Source organism: Microbacterium foliorum, assembly GCF_003367705.1.
GTDB lineage: Bacteria > Actinomycetota > Actinomycetes > Actinomycetales > Microbacteriaceae > Microbacterium > Microbacterium foliorum.
Map to the genome: position 1 here is coordinate 2,415,077 of NZ_CP031425.1, position 18,365 is coordinate 2,433,441.

At 69.5% G+C, this 18,365-nt stretch carries 17 protein-coding genes; 9 read left to right on the forward strand and 8 right to left on the reverse strand.

The genetic code is table 11. The annotated features are described in order from the left end of the window. The first annotated feature begins 3 nt into the window (after positions 1 to 3). Positions 4 to 267: an HPr family phosphocarrier protein gene (locus DXT68_RS11395; RefSeq protein ID WP_045253509.1), complete on the forward strand. Its 264-nt coding sequence runs from the start codon at positions 4 to 6 to the stop codon at positions 265 to 267. Positions 268 to 292: 25 nt separating this feature from the next. On the opposite strand, the gene DXT68_RS11400 is transcribed toward DXT68_RS11395, so the two are convergent. Further along, a complete protein-coding gene (locus DXT68_RS11400; RefSeq protein ID WP_045253510.1) occupies positions 293 to 2,215 on the reverse strand; it encodes a BglG family transcription antiterminator in 1,923 nt (640 codons plus the stop codon). A gap of 166 nt (positions 2,216 to 2,381) precedes the next feature. Here DXT68_RS11400 and DXT68_RS11405 point away from each other — a divergent pair, with 166 nt between their 5' ends. The 8 genes from DXT68_RS11405 (at position 2,382) to DXT68_RS11440 (ending at position 10,126) form a co-directional block, all read left to right on the forward strand. Beyond that, positions 2,382 to 2,693, forward strand: coding sequence for a PTS sugar transporter subunit IIB (locus tag DXT68_RS11405; RefSeq protein WP_045253511.1), 312 nt, complete (start codon positions 2,382 to 2,384; stop codon positions 2,691 to 2,693). Then, entirely contained in the window at positions 2,690 to 2,968 is a 279-nt protein-coding gene (locus DXT68_RS11410) for an HPr family phosphocarrier protein (protein ID WP_045253512.1), read from the forward strand. Before DXT68_RS11405 ends, DXT68_RS11410 begins: the two co-directional genes overlap by 4 nt. After that, complete coding sequence (gene ptsP / locus DXT68_RS11415; RefSeq protein ID WP_045253513.1) at positions 2,965 to 4,653, forward strand: phosphoenolpyruvate--protein phosphotransferase; 1,689 nt, start codon at positions 2,965 to 2,967, stop codon at positions 4,651 to 4,653. Before DXT68_RS11410 ends, ptsP begins: the two co-directional genes overlap by 4 nt. Continuing rightward, positions 4,650 to 6,278, forward strand: coding sequence for a PTS mannitol transporter subunit IIBC (locus DXT68_RS11420; RefSeq protein WP_045253514.1), 1,629 nt, complete (start codon positions 4,650 to 4,652; stop codon positions 6,276 to 6,278). Before ptsP ends, DXT68_RS11420 begins: the two co-directional genes overlap by 4 nt. Before the next feature lie 65 nt (positions 6,279 to 6,343). After that, positions 6,344 to 6,775, forward strand: coding sequence for a PTS mannitol transporter subunit IIA (locus DXT68_RS11425; protein WP_045253515.1), 432 nt, complete (start codon positions 6,344 to 6,346; stop codon positions 6,773 to 6,775). Further along, positions 6,772 to 7,929, forward strand: a complete 1,158-nt coding sequence (locus DXT68_RS11430) for a mannitol-1-phosphate 5-dehydrogenase (RefSeq protein WP_045253516.1) — start codon at positions 6,772 to 6,774, stop codon at positions 7,927 to 7,929. Before DXT68_RS11425 ends, DXT68_RS11430 begins: the two co-directional genes overlap by 4 nt. Before the next feature lie 151 nt (positions 7,930 to 8,080). Beyond that, on the forward strand, positions 8,081 to 9,367 hold the full coding sequence (locus tag DXT68_RS11435) for a flavin-containing monooxygenase (protein ID WP_045253517.1): 1,287 nt from the start codon (positions 8,081 to 8,083) through the stop codon (positions 9,365 to 9,367). A 9-nt stretch (positions 9,368 to 9,376) separates the two neighbouring features. Beyond that, positions 9,377 to 10,126 carry an alpha/beta hydrolase gene (locus DXT68_RS11440; RefSeq protein ID WP_045253518.1) on the forward strand — a complete coding sequence of 250 codons (750 nt, stop codon included), beginning with the start codon at positions 9,377 to 9,379 and terminating at the stop codon, positions 10,124 to 10,126. 61 nt (positions 10,127 to 10,187) lie between these two features. Here DXT68_RS11440 and DXT68_RS11445 read toward each other — a convergent pair whose 3' ends face one another. The 7 genes from DXT68_RS11445 to DXT68_RS11475 are packed head-to-tail and all read right to left on the reverse strand — an operon-like array spanning position 10,188 to position 18,285. Next, positions 10,188 to 11,291 carry a polysaccharide deacetylase family protein gene (locus DXT68_RS11445; RefSeq protein WP_045253519.1) on the reverse strand — a complete coding sequence of 368 codons (1,104 nt, stop codon included), beginning with the start codon at positions 11,289 to 11,291 and terminating at the stop codon, positions 10,188 to 10,190. Between the two features lie 3 nt (positions 11,292 to 11,294). Further along, complete coding sequence (locus tag DXT68_RS11450; RefSeq protein WP_045253520.1) at positions 11,295 to 12,410, reverse strand: adenosine deaminase; 1,116 nt, start codon at positions 12,408 to 12,410, stop codon at positions 11,295 to 11,297. Positions 12,411 to 12,461: 51 nt separating this feature from the next. After that, complete coding sequence (locus tag DXT68_RS11455) at positions 12,462 to 13,754, reverse strand: thymidine phosphorylase (protein ID WP_045253521.1); 1,293 nt, start codon at positions 13,752 to 13,754, stop codon at positions 12,462 to 12,464. Next, positions 13,751 to 14,170 carry a cytidine deaminase gene (locus DXT68_RS11460; RefSeq protein WP_045253522.1) on the reverse strand — a complete coding sequence of 140 codons (420 nt, stop codon included), beginning with the start codon at positions 14,168 to 14,170 and terminating at the stop codon, positions 13,751 to 13,753. The genes DXT68_RS11455 and DXT68_RS11460 overlap by 4 nt, the downstream gene beginning before the upstream one ends. A gap of 7 nt (positions 14,171 to 14,177) precedes the next feature. Continuing rightward, positions 14,178 to 15,464, reverse strand: coding sequence for an ABC transporter permease (locus DXT68_RS11465; RefSeq protein WP_045253523.1), 1,287 nt, complete (start codon positions 15,462 to 15,464; stop codon positions 14,178 to 14,180). After that, positions 15,461 to 16,774, reverse strand: coding sequence for an ABC transporter permease (locus DXT68_RS11470; RefSeq protein WP_045253524.1), 1,314 nt, complete (start codon positions 16,772 to 16,774; stop codon positions 15,461 to 15,463). Before DXT68_RS11470 ends, DXT68_RS11465 begins: the two co-directional genes overlap by 4 nt. After that, complete coding sequence (locus DXT68_RS11475) at positions 16,771 to 18,285, reverse strand: ABC transporter ATP-binding protein (RefSeq protein WP_045253525.1); 1,515 nt, start codon at positions 18,283 to 18,285, stop codon at positions 16,771 to 16,773. The genes DXT68_RS11470 and DXT68_RS11475 overlap by 4 nt, the downstream gene beginning before the upstream one ends. Positions 18,286 to 18,365: the final 80 nt, after the last annotated feature.

The window sequence follows — 18,365 nt, forward strand, 5'->3', positions numbered from 1 at the left end:
CGGATGCCGAGAAGACACGTCGTCATCACCGCGCACAACGGGGTGCACGCGCGCCCCGTCGCCGAGCTCGTGCGGCTCGTGCAGGCGCATCCGCATGCCGTCACCCTGCGCACGTCGTCGGGCGCGGTCGTGGATCTCAGCAGCGTCCTCGCGCTGATGGATCTCGCGCTCGCGCCCGGCGACGCCGTGGTGCTCGAGACCGCGGAGTCGGCCGGCGCCGACGCGGTTCTCGGCACCCTCGCCGCCGTCCTCGACCCCCGCGGCTGAGAGCGGGTGGAGTGACCGCTGAGCGTCAGCCGTCGATGACGGCGACGAGCTCGTCGAGGAACGTCTCGAAAGTGGTGCCGCGGCGGAGGATGCGCTGCACGCTGTCGCGCTCGCTGAACACCTCGACGAGCTGCTCGAAGACCGTCTGGAACGCGGCGCGATCCGTCTCGCTGAAGGCGGCGAGCGCGACCACCTGCACCCGTCCCTCGCCCCACGCGGCGGATCCGTCGGCCACACCGATGGCGATCGCCGTCCTCGTCGCCGTCATCTGCAGCGCGTGCGGGACGGCGAGCGCATCGGTGAACGCCGTCGACGACATGCGCTCGCGCACGATGGTGTTCTCGACGTAGTCCTCGCCGATCAGCCCGGCCGTGACGAGTAGCCCGCCGAGTCGTCGGATGATCGCCTCCTCGCCCTCGTCGGGGAGCGGGTACACGAAGGCGTCTGCGTCGAAGTAGCGGGCGAGCTCGGCACGCAGCCGGGTCAGCCGTCGCCCCCGGCGCACCCTGGCCGCGGCCTGCTGGATGCGATCCACGTCGGAGTCGGTGAGGAAGGGCTGGATGCGCACGAACCGATCGCCGACCACGCCGGGCTCGATGGTGCTGAGCACCAGGTCGGTGTCGAAGGACGCCCAGTCGGGATCGACGTTCGTGATGACGCTGGTGACCTCGATCGCCGAGCCCAGCGACCGGTCGACGCTCGATCGCAGCAGTTCGTGGAGCTCGTAGTATCCGGGGCAGACGATCGTCGCCGTGAGGATCGACTCCGCCTTGCGGCTGCGCTCGAGCCGTCCCCCCACGTGCATGGCCACGTAGGCGATCTCGTCGTCGTGGATCGGCGTGCCCAGGCGGTCGTGCAGTCCGCTGGCGATCGACACGGCCACCTCGAAGATCATCGGATACGAGGTCTTCAGCGAGCGGGTGAGCGGATTGCGGGTCAGCGCGCGCTCCTGGGCACGCCGCATCAGATTCTGCACGTGCAGCGCCAGGCGCAGCACGAAGGTCTCATCGACCAGATCGACCTGGAAGTCCTCGGCGGCACGGGCGATCTCGGCCCTCACGGCGGTCTCGACGGCGGGGTCGACACCGCTGCGTGCCACGTCGCCGGCGGCATCCTCCCCCGGTGCGACGATGCGCGTGAGCACGAGCGAGGCGAGGTGACTGCTGTCGCCGTCGCCCAGAGTGACCGAGAAGTGCTCGTGGGCCAGACGGGCGATCACGGCGCCCACCCGGGGGATCTCCTCACGCGCCCCCGTGGGGCCCGCTTCCAGGGCGTGACCCGCGGCGACCCGCTCGGCCGCGATCGCGATGTGCAGGAGGACATCGGAGATCGCGAGTTCGTTGACGTAGTAGCCGAGCTCGCCGAGCTCCCCCACCAGCGCGGATTTGAAGGGCGCGACAGACCCCGCCGCGACCGCACCGCCCTCGAGCGCGCGCCGGAAGGTCTCGGGGTGGAAGGACGCGGCGTCCATCTCGTCGTGAGCGAGGCGGCTGAGCAGCCGCCTCTGCGCCGCCTCGGTGCCGCGCAGCCGCACGATCTCCCGGTCGCGCTCCAGGGTCAGCTCCGTTCCCTCCAGCAGCCCGCGCACGCGCGAGAGATCCGCCTCGAGGGTCGCCTCACTGACGTGCAGCTCGTTCGCCGCCTCGAACACGTCGACGCCGGTCGGGACGTCGAGGAGCGTGCGTACGAGTCCGTGCAGCCGGTCTCTGGGGGCCGACTCGCCGCTCTGCCGCGTGCGCAGTGCGCGACGCGCCCCCGCACCTGCCCGATACCCCGCAGGCCCCGACTCCACGGCGTCCGCGTCGCCCGTCCGGGCGTTCACGGCAGCCACATACGAGCGGATGCTGCGCGGGGTCACCCCGAGCTGATCGGCGAGGCTCGCGGCCGTCGCCCAGTCGCCCTGGCGGAGGAGGGTCGAGAGGAGCTGGTCCTGGCGCTGACGCGACATGATCCTCCCCTCCTCCGTGCCGACTGCACTGTCCTGACGTGATTCCCATGATGTCAGTAAGCGGGGCGCCCTGCTCCGGAACCGACGTTCCGCGGGGGCGGAAAGGACGCTGTTGGCGAGAGGGTGCCCGCGGTTCCCAGACTGTTCTCAGGAAAGGTGAGCATCGATGAGGATCCTCGTGGTGTGCGGCGCTGGCGCGTCGAGCACGTTCGTCGCGCAGCGGCTCCGCAGAGCGGCGTCGGAGGCCGGTCTCGAATGGGACGCGTCCGCCGGCATGGAGCACTCCGTCGCCGGAGGCGCGCACGACCTCGTCCTCGTGGGCCCTCACCTCGCCGATCGCCTCGACGCCATCCGCGACGTGGCGCGCACCCGTGCCGTCGTCCTCCCGGAGGACGTCTTCGCCGACCGCGACGGCACCCGCACGCTGGCGCTCGTGCGCTCGATCCTCGCCGACACCACCTCGAAAGGAACATCATGACCGTCTCCCGTACCGTTCGGATCGGCTCCTCCCACGGACTCCACGCCCGCCCCGCGAAGCTGTTCGCGCAGGCCGCGAAGGAGTCGGGCATCCCGGTGACCATCGCGAAGGACTCCGGCAAGCCGGTCAACGCCGCCAGCATCCTCGGTGTCATCGCGCTCGCGGTCGAGCATGGCGACTACGTCACCCTCACCGCGGACGGCGACGGCGCGGAGGGCGTTCTCGACACCCTGACCGAACTGCTCACCACCGACCACGACCAGGAGAGCGCATGAGCGAAATGCGCGGCGTCGGCATCGGACTGGGCGTCGCCCAGGGCGTCGTCGTGCGCATGACCGAGGCCTCGCCCGCACCCGAGAACACTCCGAGCACGCAGGGCGCCGATGTGGAGCGCACCCGGGTGCGCGAGGCCGTCGCCGCGGTCGCGTCGGAGCTCACGGCTCGCGGCGGGTCCGCAGGCGGCTCGGCTCAGGAGGTGCTCGAGGCCCAGGCGATGATCGCCGAGGACCCGACCCTGCAGGACGAGGTCGACACCAGGATCGACGACGGCGCCACCGCTGAGTGGGCCGTGCACGACGCGTTCGCCGGCTTCCGCGCGACACTGGAGGCCGTCGGCGGCTACCTCGGCGAGCGCGCCGCAGACCTCGACGACATCGCCCAGCGCGTTCTCGCCCGACTCCGGGGCGAGGATGCTCCCGGTGTGCCGGACCCGGGTCATCCGTTCGTCCTCGTCGCGAGAGACCTCGCTCCCGCGGACACCGCCCTGCTGAATCTCGATCAGGTGCTCGCCCTGGTGACCTTCGACGGCGGCCCCACCTCGCACACCGCGATCCTGGCCAGGGAGAAGGGGATCGTCGCGATCGTCGGCGCCTCCGCGGCCGCGGATCTCACCACGGGCACGTCGGTGATCGTCGACGCGGCGGCAGGCATCGTGACCGTGGATCCGACCGACGACGAGAAGGACCGTGCCGACGAGCGCGCGGACGCCCGACGCTCGGCAGACGACGCACCGCTGACTCCCGGCGCCCTCGCCGACGGCACGCTGATCCCGCTGCTGGCGAATCTGGGAAAGCCCGCAGACGCAGCCGATGCCGTCGAACGCGGGGCTGAGGGCGTCGGGCTGTTCCGCACCGAGTTCCTGTTCCTCTCGTCGGCCCAGGCGCCGACCGTCGAGCAGCAGCGGGAGGCCTACCGGGAGCTGCTCGCGGCCTTCCCCGGCAAGAAGGTCGTCGTGCGGATGCTCGATGCCGGCGCCGACAAGCCCCTGGCGTTCCTCAACGACGCGCACGAGGAGAACCCCGCTCTCGGGCTCCGCGGTCTGCGCGCGCTGCGGGCGAGCGAGGACATCCTGCGCGAGCAGCTGACGGCGCTCGCTGAGGCGGATGCCGCGACCGAGGCCGACCTGTGGGTCATGGCACCGATGGTCGCGACCGTCGAGGAGACCCAGTACTTCACCTCCCTCGCCCGTGAGTACGGGCTGAAGACGGCGGGCGTCATGGTGGAGGTCCCGGCGGCAGCGCTGCTGGCGGATCGGGTGCTCGCCCATGCGGACTTCGCCTCGATCGGCACCAACGACCTCACCCAGTACACGATGGCCGCCGATCGCATGCTCGGCTCCGTCGCCGGGTTCCAGGACCCGTGGCACCCTGCGGTCCTCCGCCTCGTGCGCGAGGTCGGCGCCGCCGGTGCCCGCCTCGGCAAACCCGTCGGCATCTGCGGCGAAGCCGCCGCGGATCCGATGCTCGCCGTGGTGCTCGTCGGCCTCGGCGCGACGACCCTCTCGATGGCACCCTCCGCACTCGCGGACGTGCGCCGGATGCTCTCCACCCGAACCCTCGACGAGGCCCGCAACCTCGCCGAACTGGCACTGGCGGCAGACGACGCCGCCGGAGCCCGCCTCGCCGTGGCCGACGCCACAGCACCCCTTCCCCCTCACCAGCAGAAAGAGACGACATCATGACGACGACGTCACCGGCCGCCACGAAGGCAGGCGACCTCCGAACGGGCGTGCAGCGCTTCGGCACGTTCCTGTCCGGAATGATCATGCCCAACATCGCCGCGTTCATCGCGTGGGGATTCATCACCATGCTGTTCATCCCGGCCGGGTTCTTCGGCGCGGAGACACCCTTCCCCGGGTGGCACTGGGCCCCTGTGGCCGAGATCATCGGCGGGGGCGGAGATTCCGCAGTCATCGGCTGGCAGGGTGCCATGACGGCACTCGCCGAAGGTGACGGCGGCAACATCTTCGCGTACGTCGGCCTCGTCGGCCCGATGGTCACCTACCTGCTGCCCCTGCTCATCGCCAACACCGCCGGCCGTATGGTCTACGGCGAGCGCGGCGGCGTCGTGGCGACGATCGCGACGATGGGTGTCATCGTCGGCACGAACATCCCCATGTTCCTCGGAGCGATGATCATGGGCCCGCTGGCCGCCTGGATCACGAAGCAGATGGACCGACTGTGGGACGGCAAGATCCGGCCCGGGTTCGAGATGCTCGTGAACAACTTCTCCGCCGGCATCCTCGGCATGATCCTCGCGATCCTCGGGTTCTTCGCCTTCGGCCCCGTGATGCTCGGCATCAGCGCCGTGCTCGGCGCCGCTGTCGACTGGCTCGTGTCGCTCAGCCTCCTGCCGATCGTGTCGATCATCGTGGAGCCCGCCAAGGTGCTGTTCCTCAACAACGCGATCAACCACGGCGTGTTCACACCGCTCGGCATCGAGCAGGCTGCGGAGAACGGCAAGTCGATCCTCTTCCTCATCGAGGCGAACCCCGGCCCCGGCCTCGGACTGCTCCTGGCGTTCACGTTCTTCGGCGTCGGCGCGGCGAAGGCGTCGGCACCGGGAGCGGCGATCATCCAGTTCTTCGGCGGAATCCACGAGATCTACTTCCCCTACGCGCTCAGCAAGCCGACGACGATCCTCGCGCTGATCGCGGGTGGAGCAGCCGGTGTCACGACCAACATGATCCTGGGCGGCGGTCTGGCCTTCCCGGCCGCGCCCGGCAGCATCATCGCCGTGACGGCAGCAGCCATCGGCAGCGGCGTCGGCAACCTCCTCGTCGTATACCTGTCGGTGGTCGTCGCCGCCGCCGTGACGTTCCTCATCACCGGTGTGATCCTGCGCGCCTCCCGCAAGAGCGACCTCGCCGCCGAGGGTGACACCTTCGGCGCCGCGATCGCACAGACCGAGGCGAACAAGGGCAAGTCCTCCGCGGCGATGGACGCGCTCCGCGCGTCCTCCGGATCCGCCGCGAACGCCGCCGCTCCGGCAGCGGTAGCGACCGACCGCCGTATCGAGAACGTCGTGTTCGCCTGCGATGCCGGCATGGGCTCGTCGGCGATGGGCGCGAGCGTGCTGCGCAACAGGTTCAAGAAGGCGGGGGTCGACGGCATCACCGTCACCAACCAGGCCATCGCGAACCTCGACGGCACGGCCGACCTCGTGATCACGCAGCAGCAGCTGACGGATCGCGCGAAGGCGCAGTCGCCGAATTCGATCCACGTCTCGGTCGACAATTTCATGAACTCCCCGAAGTATGAAGAGGTCGTCGAGATGGTGCGCGAGCAGCGCGGCACCGAGGCGTGACAGACCGGGAGGGGCGGGTGCCTCGGCATCCGCCCCTCCTCCACATTCAGGAAGAAGGAATCACCATGAGCGTTCTCACCCTCGACCAGGTCCGCATCCACGCGGGCTCCAGCACGCAGGACGCCGCCCTGCAGGAGGCCACCGACATCCTGGTGGCCGCCGGCGCCGTCACCCCCGCGTACGTCGACGCCATGCGCCAGCGCGAGCAGACGGTCTCGACCTTCATGGGCAACGGCCTGGCGATCCCGCACGGCACGAACGACACGAAGGATGCCATCCTCGGCTCCGCGCTCTCGGTGGTCCGCTACGACGGCGGGGTGGACTGGGACGGCGAGCCCGCCACGTTCGTCGTGGGCATCGCGGGACGCGGCGACGAGCACCTCGAGATCCTCTCGCAGATCGCGATCCTCTTCTCCGACGAGGATGACGTCGCGAAGCTCAACGCCGCACAGACCCCGGAGGAGCTCTACGCCCTGCTCTCGGCGGTGAACGAGTGAAGAAGGCTGTGCACTTCGGAGCCGGCAACATCGGGCGCGGCTTCGTCGGGCTGCTGCTGCACGAGGGCGGCTACGAGGTCGTCTTCTCCGACGTCGCCGACGCCCTGGTCGACGCGATCGACGCGGTCGATTCGTACACGGTGCATGAGGCCGGCCCGGGAGGCGTCGACCACGTGGTCACCGGCTTCCGCGCCGTGAACAGCAGGACCGATCCGGATGCCGTGGCCGACGAGGTCGCCTCCGCCGACGTGGTCACGACGGCCGTGGGTCCGACCGTGCTGCGGTTCGTGGCGCCGACGATCGTCGAGGGACTGCGCCGCCGCTCCCCCGACGCCGCCCCGCTGCAGGTCATGGCGTGCGAGAACGCGATCGGCGCGACCGACACGCTGCGCACGGAGGTCGAGAAGGCGGCGGGCGCGGATGCCGGAGACCTTCTCTCGCGTGCCGTGTTCGCCAATACGGCGGTGGACCGCATCGTGCCGGGGCAGCCCGCGGACGGCGGCGTCGACGTGACCGTCGAACCGTACTTCGAGTGGGCCATCGAGACCGGAGCCTTCGGCGGAGCTCTGCCGACGATCCCCGGCGCGCACTTCGTCGACGACCTGGCGCCCTACATCGAGCGCAAGCTGTTCACGGTGAACACCGGGCACGCCGCCACGGCGTACTTCGGCGCCCGTGCCGGCATCGAGCGCATCTCGGATGCGCTCGACGACCCCGAGATCGCGGCTCGGGTCTCCGCCGCCCTGGAGGAGACGTCGGCGGTGCTCGTCGCGCAGCACGGTCTCGATCCCGCCGACCTCGCCGACTACCGCGCGACGATCCTCCAGCGCTTCCGCAACCCTGCACTCGTCGACACCGTGCAGCGCGTGGGACGTCAGCCGTTGCGCAAGATCTCGCGCAACGAGAGGTTCATCGGCCCCGCCGCCATGGCCGCGGAGCGAGGGCTGTCGACGACGGCTCTCGTCGGCGCCGTCACCGCCGCCCTCGAGTTCGACGAGGCCGACGACGAGCAGGCTGTGGAGCTGCAGCACCTTCTGCGCACGGAGGACGCCGCGGCGTTCACCACCCGCACCACGGGGCTCGCGCCCGAGCATCCGCTCTTCCCGGCGATCCACGATGCGGTCGTGTCGCGGCAGACGGCGCTGCGCGCCTGAGTCCTGCGCCCTGTCGCCCCTGCGCCCCCTGCCGTTACGATCGGCAGGGGCGCAGTCGCGCGAGCACGGTGTCGTGTGAGCGGCGTGTCGTGTGAGCGGCGTGTCGTGTGAGCAGGATGCCGTGTGTGCAGGATGCCGTGTGAGGAGCAGCATGAGCAGGTACGCCATCATCGGCGCGGGCCCGTCGGGACTCGCCGCCGCGCGGGCGCTGACGCGTCGGGGCGTCGCCGTCGACGGCTACGAGGCCTCGCACGGCGTCGGCGGGCTCTGGGACATCGACAACCCCCGCAGCACGATGTACGAGTCGGCTCATCTCATCTCGTCGAGGACGACGACGGAGTTCTCCGAGTTCCCCATGCGGTCCTCGGCGGACTATCCGGGTCACCGCGTGCTGAAGGAGTACTTCGAGGAGTACGCAGACCGCTTCGACCTCGTCGATCTGTTCCGCTTCGACACGACCGTCACCCGCCTCGAGCCGCGCGACGGCGGGTGGGACCTCACGAGTGTGCACGCAGAGGGCACACAGACGCAGCGGTACGCGGGCGTCGTGCTCGCGAACGGCACCCTCGCGACCCCGAGCATCCCCGCCTTCGCCGGCGCGTTCACCGGTGAGCTGATGCACACCAGCGACTATCGATCCGCCGACCAGCTCGAGGGACGACGCGTGCTGCTGATCGGCGCGGGCAATTCCGGGTGCGACATCGCCGTCGACGCGGTGCACCGAGCGGTGTCCGTGGACATGAGCGTGCGCCGCGGCTATTACTTCGTGCCGCGCTACCTGTTCGGACGCCCCAGCGACACCCTCAACCAGGGCCGGCCGCTGCCGGCGCGCATCAAGCAGTCGGTCGACAGCCGGGTGCTCCGCGCGTTCACCGGCGACCCCGTGCGCTTCGGCTTCCCCCGGCCGGACTATCGGATCTACGAGTCCCATCCGATCGTCAACACGATGATCCTCAATCATCTCGGACAGGGCGATCTGCGCATCCGTCCCGACGTCGACCGCTTCGACGGGGCGACCGTGCGGTTCCGTGACGGGTCCGCCGACGACTACGACCTCGTGCTGCTCGCGACCGGCTACCGGCTGGACTACCCGTTCGTCGACCGTGCACACCTGTCGTGGCAGGGCGCAGCCCCGCGTCTGTTCCTGAACATCTTCCCGTCCTCGTTCAACGGGCTGTATGTGATGGGCATGATCGAGGCATCCGGCATCGGCTGGCAGGGGCGCTACGAGCAGGCCGACCTCCTCGCCGCCTACCTCCATGCTGCCGAGCGCGATCCCGATGCCGCTGAGCGGTTCCGCTCCCGAGTGAGGACCGCACCGTGGCCGGACGTCACCGGCGGCTATCGCTACCTCGGGCTGGACCGCATGGCGTACTACGTCAACAAGGACGCCTACCGCTCCGCCGTGCGCCGGGAGCGGCTCGCGATCGAGCCGTAGTCTGGAGACGTGCAGAAGAAGCGTGGCCGTCGCGTCCTGAAGGTGATCGTCTGGGGACTCGTCGCCGTCCTCGTCCTCGGGATCGGCGGCACCGTCGCCTGGAGTCAGATCGGGGTGATGCCGGCGGAGCGGGCACCGCTGGCGAGCGTGAAGGAGAACCCCGCGATCCAGGTGGAGGACGCCGAGCAGGGAATCGTCCTCACTCCCGCCGACGGCACCTCCGACCGCGGCCTGGTCTTCGTGCCCGGAGCGAAGGTGGATCCGTGGGCGTACGCCCCGATCCTGCAGAGCCTCGCCGAAGAGGGCGTCACGGTCGTGATCACGCGCCCGTGGCTCAACCTCGCGTTCTTCGACCTCCGCGGGCTCGACGCGTTCACCTCCGCCGCCCCCGGCATCGACGACTGGGCCGTCGGCGGGCATTCGCTGGGCGGCGTCCGCGCCTGCCAGCTCGCTGCCGACGCCGAGGCACTCGTGCTGTTCGGCTCCTACTGCGCGAACGACGTCTCCGACTCCGGTCTCGCGGTGCTGAGCCTCTCGGGCACCGAAGACGGTCTCTCCACGCCCGAGAAGGTCGATGCGGCCCGCGACCTGCTGCCGGACGACGCCAGGATGGTCGCGATCGACGGAGCGTCACACGCATCGTTCGGTGACTACGGCCCACAGTCCGGCGATGGAGAGCCGACGATCACGAGCGACGAGATGCATGCGCTGGTCGCCGAGATCCTCGGCCCCTTCATGGCGGAGCTCGCCCCGCGCTGACCGGCAGCGCACAGGCTCCGAAGTGCGCGGCGGTCAGTGGTCGGCGGTCAGTGATCGGCGGTCAGCCGATCCGCTTGATCAGCGCGTCGAGGCCCATGCCGTAGTCGATGCGCACGACGGGGAGGGCCAGCTTGTCCGTGCCGATCTCGACGTATCCCGGCTCGATCGTGCGCGCCATCTCGTAGCCGGCCATCGTGACGCCCTGCTTCGCCGTGTCGTTGTAGTGACCGTACGGGTAGGCGATGACCTCCCGCACCCCGAGCACGTCGGCGGAGGCGTTGAGGTCTGCGGCGATCTGCTCGGCCGTCCAGTTCACCATCCGTCCCTTGCCGTTGTCGCCCGCCTTGTGCATGTCATGCGTGTGCGATCGCCGGAGGACGTACTTCGAGGGCGCGGGATCCTGACGATCCGCGGTGATCATGAACGAGGTCGAGAGCAGCCCGTACCGATCGATCACCGGCACCGCCAGGTCGAACCAGGTCTGGTCCGCGTCGTCATCCGTGATGATCACGGAACGCGCGGGCAGTGAGAGACGACCGTCGATGAACGCGCTGAGCTCATCCCACGTCGGGAGGTAGAAGCCGGTGCTCGCGATGTGGTTCATCTGCGCGTCGAAGTCGCCGATGTACGCGTAGTTGCCCCGCAGCCATCCGGATTCGCCGTCGGGGTCGGTCGTGAACTGGTGGTACATCAGGATCGACACCTGCACGTCGGCGGCCGCGTTGGCCTCCGGTGTCGTCCACGCGGCGAACAGGGCTGCCTGCTGGTCGACGCAGACGACCGGGTCGGCGCCGTTCACGCGGGCGGCGACCGTCATCGCCGCGGCATCGGCCTCGGTCGCATACCAGCCCGCGAACACGCGACCGTCCTGGGCGGGGATCGGAAGACCGACGTACAGGGCGTCCTGATGCTGGAGCATCGGGTCCTGCGGTGCGCCGTCACCCACGAAGCTCACCGCGCACGCGAGCGGGTCATCCGCATCCGCGAGGAGCTGCTGTGCGGGCGTCAGCGAGCGTTCGAGGGTCGCGGAGCTCGCGCGCGGGATGACCTCCGCCGGCGTGCGCGTGACCCAGGCATACGCCAGCGCCGCTCCCCCGGCGAGCACGACGACGGCACTGATGATGACGACGAGGCCTGCACGGCGTCGTTTCCCCCCGGAAACCATGACTCAGACGTCGAATCCCTCGGCGATCATCTCGACGAGCTCCTCGCGCTCCTCGACCGGCAGGAAGGCACCGGCCGCCGCGTTGAACTGGAAGGTCTCGAGATCGTCGAGGTCGTACTCGAACGTCGCCACGAGGTTCGCGAGCTCCCGCGTGAGCGACGTCGCGCTCATCGTGCGGTTGTCGACGTTGACCGTGACGGCGAATCCGAGCTGGTAGAGCAGGTCGAACGGGTGGTCGGCGAGGGTGTTGCCCCATGCCGTGATCGCCCCGGTCTGCAGGTTCGACGACGGCGAGAGCTCGAGCGGGATCTCGCGGTCCCGCACCCAGCGGGCGAGGTCTCCGAACTGCACCTGCACCTCGTCGCCCTCCTGGGTGATCACCTGCAGATCCTCCGCGATCCGCACACCGTGCCCCAGACGCAGTGCGCGTCCGTCGATCAGCGCGGAGCGGATGGAATCGGGCCCTGCCGCCTCGCCGGCGTGCACGGTCACCGGGAAGAAGTTCTCGGCGAGGAGGTCGAATGCAGCGCGGTGGTCCGAGGCGGGGAACCCGTCTTCGGGACCGGCGATGTCGAACCCGACCACACCGCGACCCCGGAAGTCGACCGCGAGCTCCGCGATCTCCCGCGAGCGATCGGTGTGCCGCATGGCGCTGAGCAGCTGGCCGACGCGGATGCTGCGACCGGCGCGATCCGCGGCGTCCTCGCCCTCTTCGATGCCCTGCTGCACGGCCTCCACGGCCTGCTCGAGCGAGAGTCCGCGCGTGAGGTGCTGCTCGGGAGCCCAGCGCACCTCGCCGTAGATCACGCCGTCATCCGCCAGATCCTGCACGAACTCGCGCGCCACGCGGGTCAGGCCCTCCGTCGTCTGCATGACGGCGGTGGTGACGTCGAACGTTTTCAGGTACTCGACGAGCGAGCCGGAGTCGCTCTTCGTGGCGAACCACTGCCCGAGCGACTTCGGGTTCGTCTCGGGAAGTGCGAGTCCGATCGCATCCGCGAGCTCGATGATGGTCGACGGGCGCACGGCGCCGTCCAGGTGATCGTGCAACGACACCTTGGGCAGACTGCGCAGGGAGGCCCCCTGGATGGTGACATCACCGTTCGCGTCGATCGACATCGGATTCCTCTCGGTCGCGGATTGAGCTCAGTTCAGGCTAGCGGTCGCCGCTCACGCCGTGATGCGCTCGCGCACGATGGGACCCGCGGTCGGAGCCTCGTCGCCGACGGCCCACGCGCCCTCCAGCGCCTCGAGCGCTCTCGGGAATCGCGCCTCATCTGCAGCGGAGAGGGTGAACAGCGGCTGACCGGCCACCACCCGGTCGCCCGGCTTCGCATGCAGATCGATGCCGGCTTCGAAGACGACCGGATCCTCCGCCCGCGCGCGTCCTGCGCCGAGCCGCCAGGCCGCGACGCCGAACGGCAGCGCATCCATCTGCGAGACGACGCCGTCTGCCGGCGCGGTGACCACGTGGGTCTCCCGCGCCGTCGGCAGTGCCGCATCGGGGTCGCCGTCCTGGGCGCGGATCATGGCCTTCCAGCCGTCCATCGCACGTCCGTCGTCGAGAGCCGCCTCGACATCGGCATCCGGCTGTCCGGCGAGCGCGAGCATCTCGCGAGCCAGGGCGATCGTCAGCTCCCGGACGTCGGCGGGTCCGCCGCCGGCGAGGATCTCGACCGACTCGCGCACCTCGTTGGCGTTGCCGATGGCGAAGCCGAGGGGCACGTTCATGTCCGTCAGCAGTGCGGTGGTGGCGACGCCGGAGTCGGTGCCGAGAGCGACCATCGTGCGAGCGAGCTCGCGCGCCCTGTCGATGTCCTGCATGAACGCTCCGGAGCCGAACTTCACGTCGAGCACGAGCGCGTCGGTGCCCTCGGCGATCTTCTTCGACATGATGCTCGAGGCGATCAGCGGGATCGCCTCGACCGTGCCGGTCACATCACGCAGCGCGTAGAGCTTCTTGTCGGCGGGAGCGAGGCCCGAGCCTGCGGCGCAGATCACCGCGCCCACGTCGCCCTGCATCTGCGCGAACATCTCCTCATTGCTGAGCGCCGCGCGCCAGCCGGGGATCGACTCGAGCTTGTCGAGCGTGCCGCCGGTGTGCCCGAGACCCCGACCGGAGAGCTGCGGCACCGCGACGCCGAACACGGCGACGAGCGGTGCGAGCGGAAGGGTGATCTTGTCGCCCACGCCTCCCGTGGAGTGCTTGTCGACCGTCTTCTTGCCTAGGGTGGCGAAGCTCATCCGCTCCCCCGACGCGATCATCGCATCGGTGAGCACCCGGATCTCGTCGCGCTCCATGCCGCGCTGGAAGATCGCCATCGCGAACGACGCCATCTGCGCATCCGACACGTAGCCGCGCGTGTACGCGTCGACCATCCAGCGCAGCGCCTTCTCGGGCACCGCACCTCCGTCGCGCTTGGCGCGAATGACATCTACCGCGTCGAAAGGCTCAACGCTCATCGCCACTCTCCTTCTGGTTCCTGAGCCTGACGAAGGGCTCGGGGGCCGAACGCGTCCGGCAGTACTTCATCGATGGTCCGGATGCCGGAGACGGTCTCCAGCAGCATCCCGGGCATCGCGTGTTCGTAGAGCAGCTGCCGGCAGCGTCCGCACGGCATGATCGTCTGTCCGTCGTTGTTGACGCACACGAAGGCGACCAGCTGCCCGCCGCCCGACATGTGCAGGTCGCCGACGAGCGCGCACTCCGCGCACAGCGTGACCCCATACGAGGCGTTCTCGACGTTGCAGCCGGCGACGATGCGCCCGTCGCCGACGAGAGCGGCGGCGCCCACCCGGTAGCGCGAGTACGGCGCGTACGCCTTCGTCATCGCCTCGGTCGCGACCTGACGGAGTTCGTCCCAGTCGATGTCTGTCATGTCTCTCCTACGACTTGATGTACGGCTTGCCGCTGGCGGCGGGCCCACGGATCTGACCTGCGAAGCCTGCCACCGCGAGCAGCGTCACCACATACGGCAGCATGAGCATGAACTCGCCGGGGATCGGGGTCTTCAGGATCGACAGCAGGTTCTGCAGGTTGGTCGCGAAGCCGAAGAGCAGCGCGGCGAGCGTGGCGCGGATCGGGTCCCAGCGGCCGAAGATCACGGCGGCGAGAGCGATGAAGCCGAGGCCCGCGGTCATGTCCTTCCCGAACTGCGGCACCGAGACGAGCGTGAAGTACGCACCGCCGATGCCGGCGATGGCGCCGGCCAGGAGCACGTTCCAGAAGCGCGTCGCGTTGACCTTGATGCCGACGGTGTCGGCGGCCTGCGGGTGCTCGCCCACGGCGCGGAGCCGCAGACCCCACTTGGTGCGGTACAGCCCCCAGGCCACGACGGCGACGGTGATGAACATGAGATAGACGATGAAGGTCTGGTTGAACAGCACCGGGCCGATGATCGGGATGTCGCTGAGAAGCGGGATCTCGATACGGCTGAACCGCACAGGGGTGTTGAGCGTCGCCTCGTTCGGAGCGAGCAGCGCTCCGTAGAGGAATCCGGTGAGACCGCTGACCAGCACGTTGAGCACGACGCCGACGATGACCTGCTCGACGAGGTACTTGATGGCGAAGGCCGCGAGCACGGCGGCGACCAGCACGCCGCCGACCATCGCGCCCAGCAGACCGATGAACGCGCTGCCGGTGATGCTCGAGAGCAGGGCCGCCGAGAACGCTCCGAGCAGCAGCTGCCCCTCGATCGCGACGTTCACGACACCGGCGCGCTCGCCGATCACTCCGCCGAGCGCACCGAACACGAGCGGCACGGAGAGCGAGACGGCGCCGAAGAGCAGGCTGCTCACGGGCACGAGTCCGCCGGCGCCGGCCCACACGAGGAACCCGAACACGGCGAGCACGCTGAAGGCGATGACCAGCCAGATCGACGGCTTGCGGTACGACCACGCCCGCAGGAACGCCAGCGCCGACAGCACCACGAGGATCGCGATGATGACCCAGCTCGTCGGCCCGGTCGGCAGCGCCACGTCGGGCAGCGCGAAGGGCGAGGCGGGGTCGTTGAGCCGGAAGGTGCTGGTGCCGCTGCGCGGCACGAGCAGGAACAGGAGCGCCAGCAGCACGGTGGCTCCGGCGAGGACGATCGGCGCCTTCAGGTGCCGCGCGCGCACGGTAGCGAGCTGCACGGTTCCGTCGGCGGCTTCGGTCTGAGCGAGGGAGGTCATGCGGTCACCGCCTTCTTCGCGGCTTTGGCTCTCGACTTGGCCGCCTTCTCCGCGTCGGTCTTCGGCAGGAAGAACACCGCGCGCAGCAGCGGCGGCGCGGCGATGAACAGCACGACGAGCGACTGGACGACCAGCACGATGTCGACGGGGATGTCCTGCGCCTGCATGGAGAACGACCCTGCCTTGAGCGCGCCGAACAGGATGCCGGCGGCGAATGTGCCCCAGGCGCGGCTGCGCCCGAGCAGTGCGACGGTGATGGCGTCGAAGCCGATGCCTGCGTCGATGGTCTCGGTGAGGCCGGTCGTGACCGCACCCTGGATCTGGTTCATGCCTGCGAGCCCGGCGAGCGCGCCGGCGAGCAGCATGGCGTAGACGTAGACGCGCTGCACGCTGATTCCGGCGGCGCGGGCGGCGTGCGGGTTCTCGCCGACGGCGCGCATCCGCATGCCGAGGGACGAGCGCTCGATCAGCCACCAGACGAACAGCGTCGCCACGATGACGAGGACGAAGCCGAAGTCGAGCAGGGGGAACTGCGGGCCGAGCAGCTCGGGGAACTGCGCGCTCTCCGGCGTGGCATAGCCGAGCGCCTGGTTGGTGCCGGGCTTCTGGAGCAGGCCGGGGGTGCGGATCATCCACAGCAGCAGGTAATAGGCCACGTAGTTCAGCATGATCGTGAGGATGACCTCGTGCGCCCCGGTGCGGGCCTTGATCAGTCCGGCGATGGCTCCCCACAGTGCACCGCCGGCGATGCCGGCGATCAGCGTCACCGGGATGTGCAGCCAGAACGGCAGATCGAGCTGGAAGGTCAGGAGTCCGGCGACCGCGACGCCGATGAGCATCTGACCGCGGGCGCCGATGTTGAACAGACCGACGCGGAACGCGAGGGCCACGCCGAGACCGGCCGCGATGAGCGGGGCGGCGAAGCCGAGCGTGTTCGTCAGCGGACGGATCTGAGTGGCGAAATCCGCGCCGCGCGCGTTGAAGATCGCGCCTCGGAACAGAGCCTCGTACCCGTTGTAGACGGCGTTCCACACGGCGGCGATCGTGTCGCTCGGACGCTGGAAGAAGTAGCCGGATGCGGTGAGGACGTCCTCGTTCGTGAGGGCGATCAGGATGCCGCCGACGACGAGCGCGAGGAAGATCGCGAGGATCGTGGTGACGGCGCTCCCCCGCAGCATCTCCTTCAGTATGACGTTGCCCCGAGGGGGCGGCGGCACGTCTGCGGAGTCGCGCAGAGTGGTCGTCGTGTTCAGCGAGAGCTGATCGCCCGACCCCTCGTTCGAGCCGGCCTGCGGCGTCGTACCGCTCATGCGGCCACCTCTCCTTCGGCGGCGCCCGCCATCATCAGTCCCAGAGTCTCCCGGGGCGTGTCGCCGGGGACGATCCCGACGATGGTGCCCCGGTACATGACCGCGATGCGGTCGGCGAGAGCCGCGACCTCGTCGAGCTCTGTCGAGACCACGACCACGGGGATCCCCGCGTCGCGCGTCTCGATGATGCGCTTGTGGATGAACTCGATCGATCCCACGTCGACGCCTCGCGTCGGCTGAGCGGCGACGAGAAGACGCAGCTCGCGGCTCATCTCGCGCGCGATCACGACCTTCTGCTGGTTTCCGCCCGAGAGGGTGCCCGCCGGGGTGTGCGGACCCTGCGCGCGGATGTCGTACTCCTTGATGCGCTCATGGGCGAATTCGTCGAGCGCCGCACGACGCAGAGTGCCGCCGCGGCTGAACTCGGGGTCGGCGGAGCGATCGAGGATCAGGTTCTCGGCGACGGTGAAGCCGGCGACCAGGCCGTCCTCCGTGCGGTCCTCGGGGACGAAGCCGACACCGGCGTCGAGGATGGCCCGCACGCTCCTGCCGACGAGTTCGGTGCCGTCGAGAGTGATCGAACCTTCGACACGCGGTGCGAGGCCGACGATGGCCTCGACGAGCTCGGTCTGCCCGTTGCCCTGCACACCGGCGACGGCGAGCACTTCGCCGGGACGCACCGTGAAGTCGACGCCGTCGACGACGATGGCCCCCGCGGCGGTGAGCACGCGCAGGCCCGAGACCGCCAGACCGCCCTCGCCGAGACGCGGAGCATCCTTCTTCACGGTGAGCTCAACCGCGCGGCCGACCATGAGCGATGCCAGTTCGCCGTTGGTGGCCGTGGGCGATGCTTCGCCCACGATGCGCCCGAGGCGCACGATGGTGATGGTGTCCGCCACCTCGCGGACCTCTCGGAGCTTGTGGGTGATGAAGACGATCGCGGTTCCCTCGTCGCGGAGCTGGCGCATGATGGCCATCAGCTCGTCGGTCTCCTGAGGGGTGAGCACGGCGGTGGGCTCATCGAACACGAGCACCTTGGCGTCGCGCGACAGCGCCTTGATGATCTCGACCCGCTGCTGCACGCCGACGGGGAGATCGCCGACGACGGCGTCGGGGTCGATGTCGAAGCCGAAGCGAGCGGCGACCGCGCGCACGTGCTCACGGGCCTTGGCGATGTCGAGGGTGCCGACGCCCTTGGTCTGCTCGTGGCCCAGCATCACGTTCTCGGCGACGGTGAAGACGGGCACGAGCATGAAGTGCTGGTGCACCATGCCGATGCCGGCGTTCATCGCATCGCCGGGGCCGCGGAAACGCTGCACCACGTCGTCGAGGAGGATGTCGCCCTCATCGGCCTGGTACAGGCCGTAGAGCACGTTCATCAGCGTGGACTTGCCCGCGCCGTTCTCGCCGAGCAGCGCGTGGATCTGCCCGGGCTCCACGACCAGGTCGATGTGGTCGTTGGCCACGAGGGTGCCGAATCTCTTGGTGATCCCGCGAAGTTCGAGCTTCATATCTGCACCTTATCCAGAAGTGTGATCCAGAGGGTCTGCGGCGCAATCACCGGGGATCGCCCTGGTGCGCCGTGAACAGT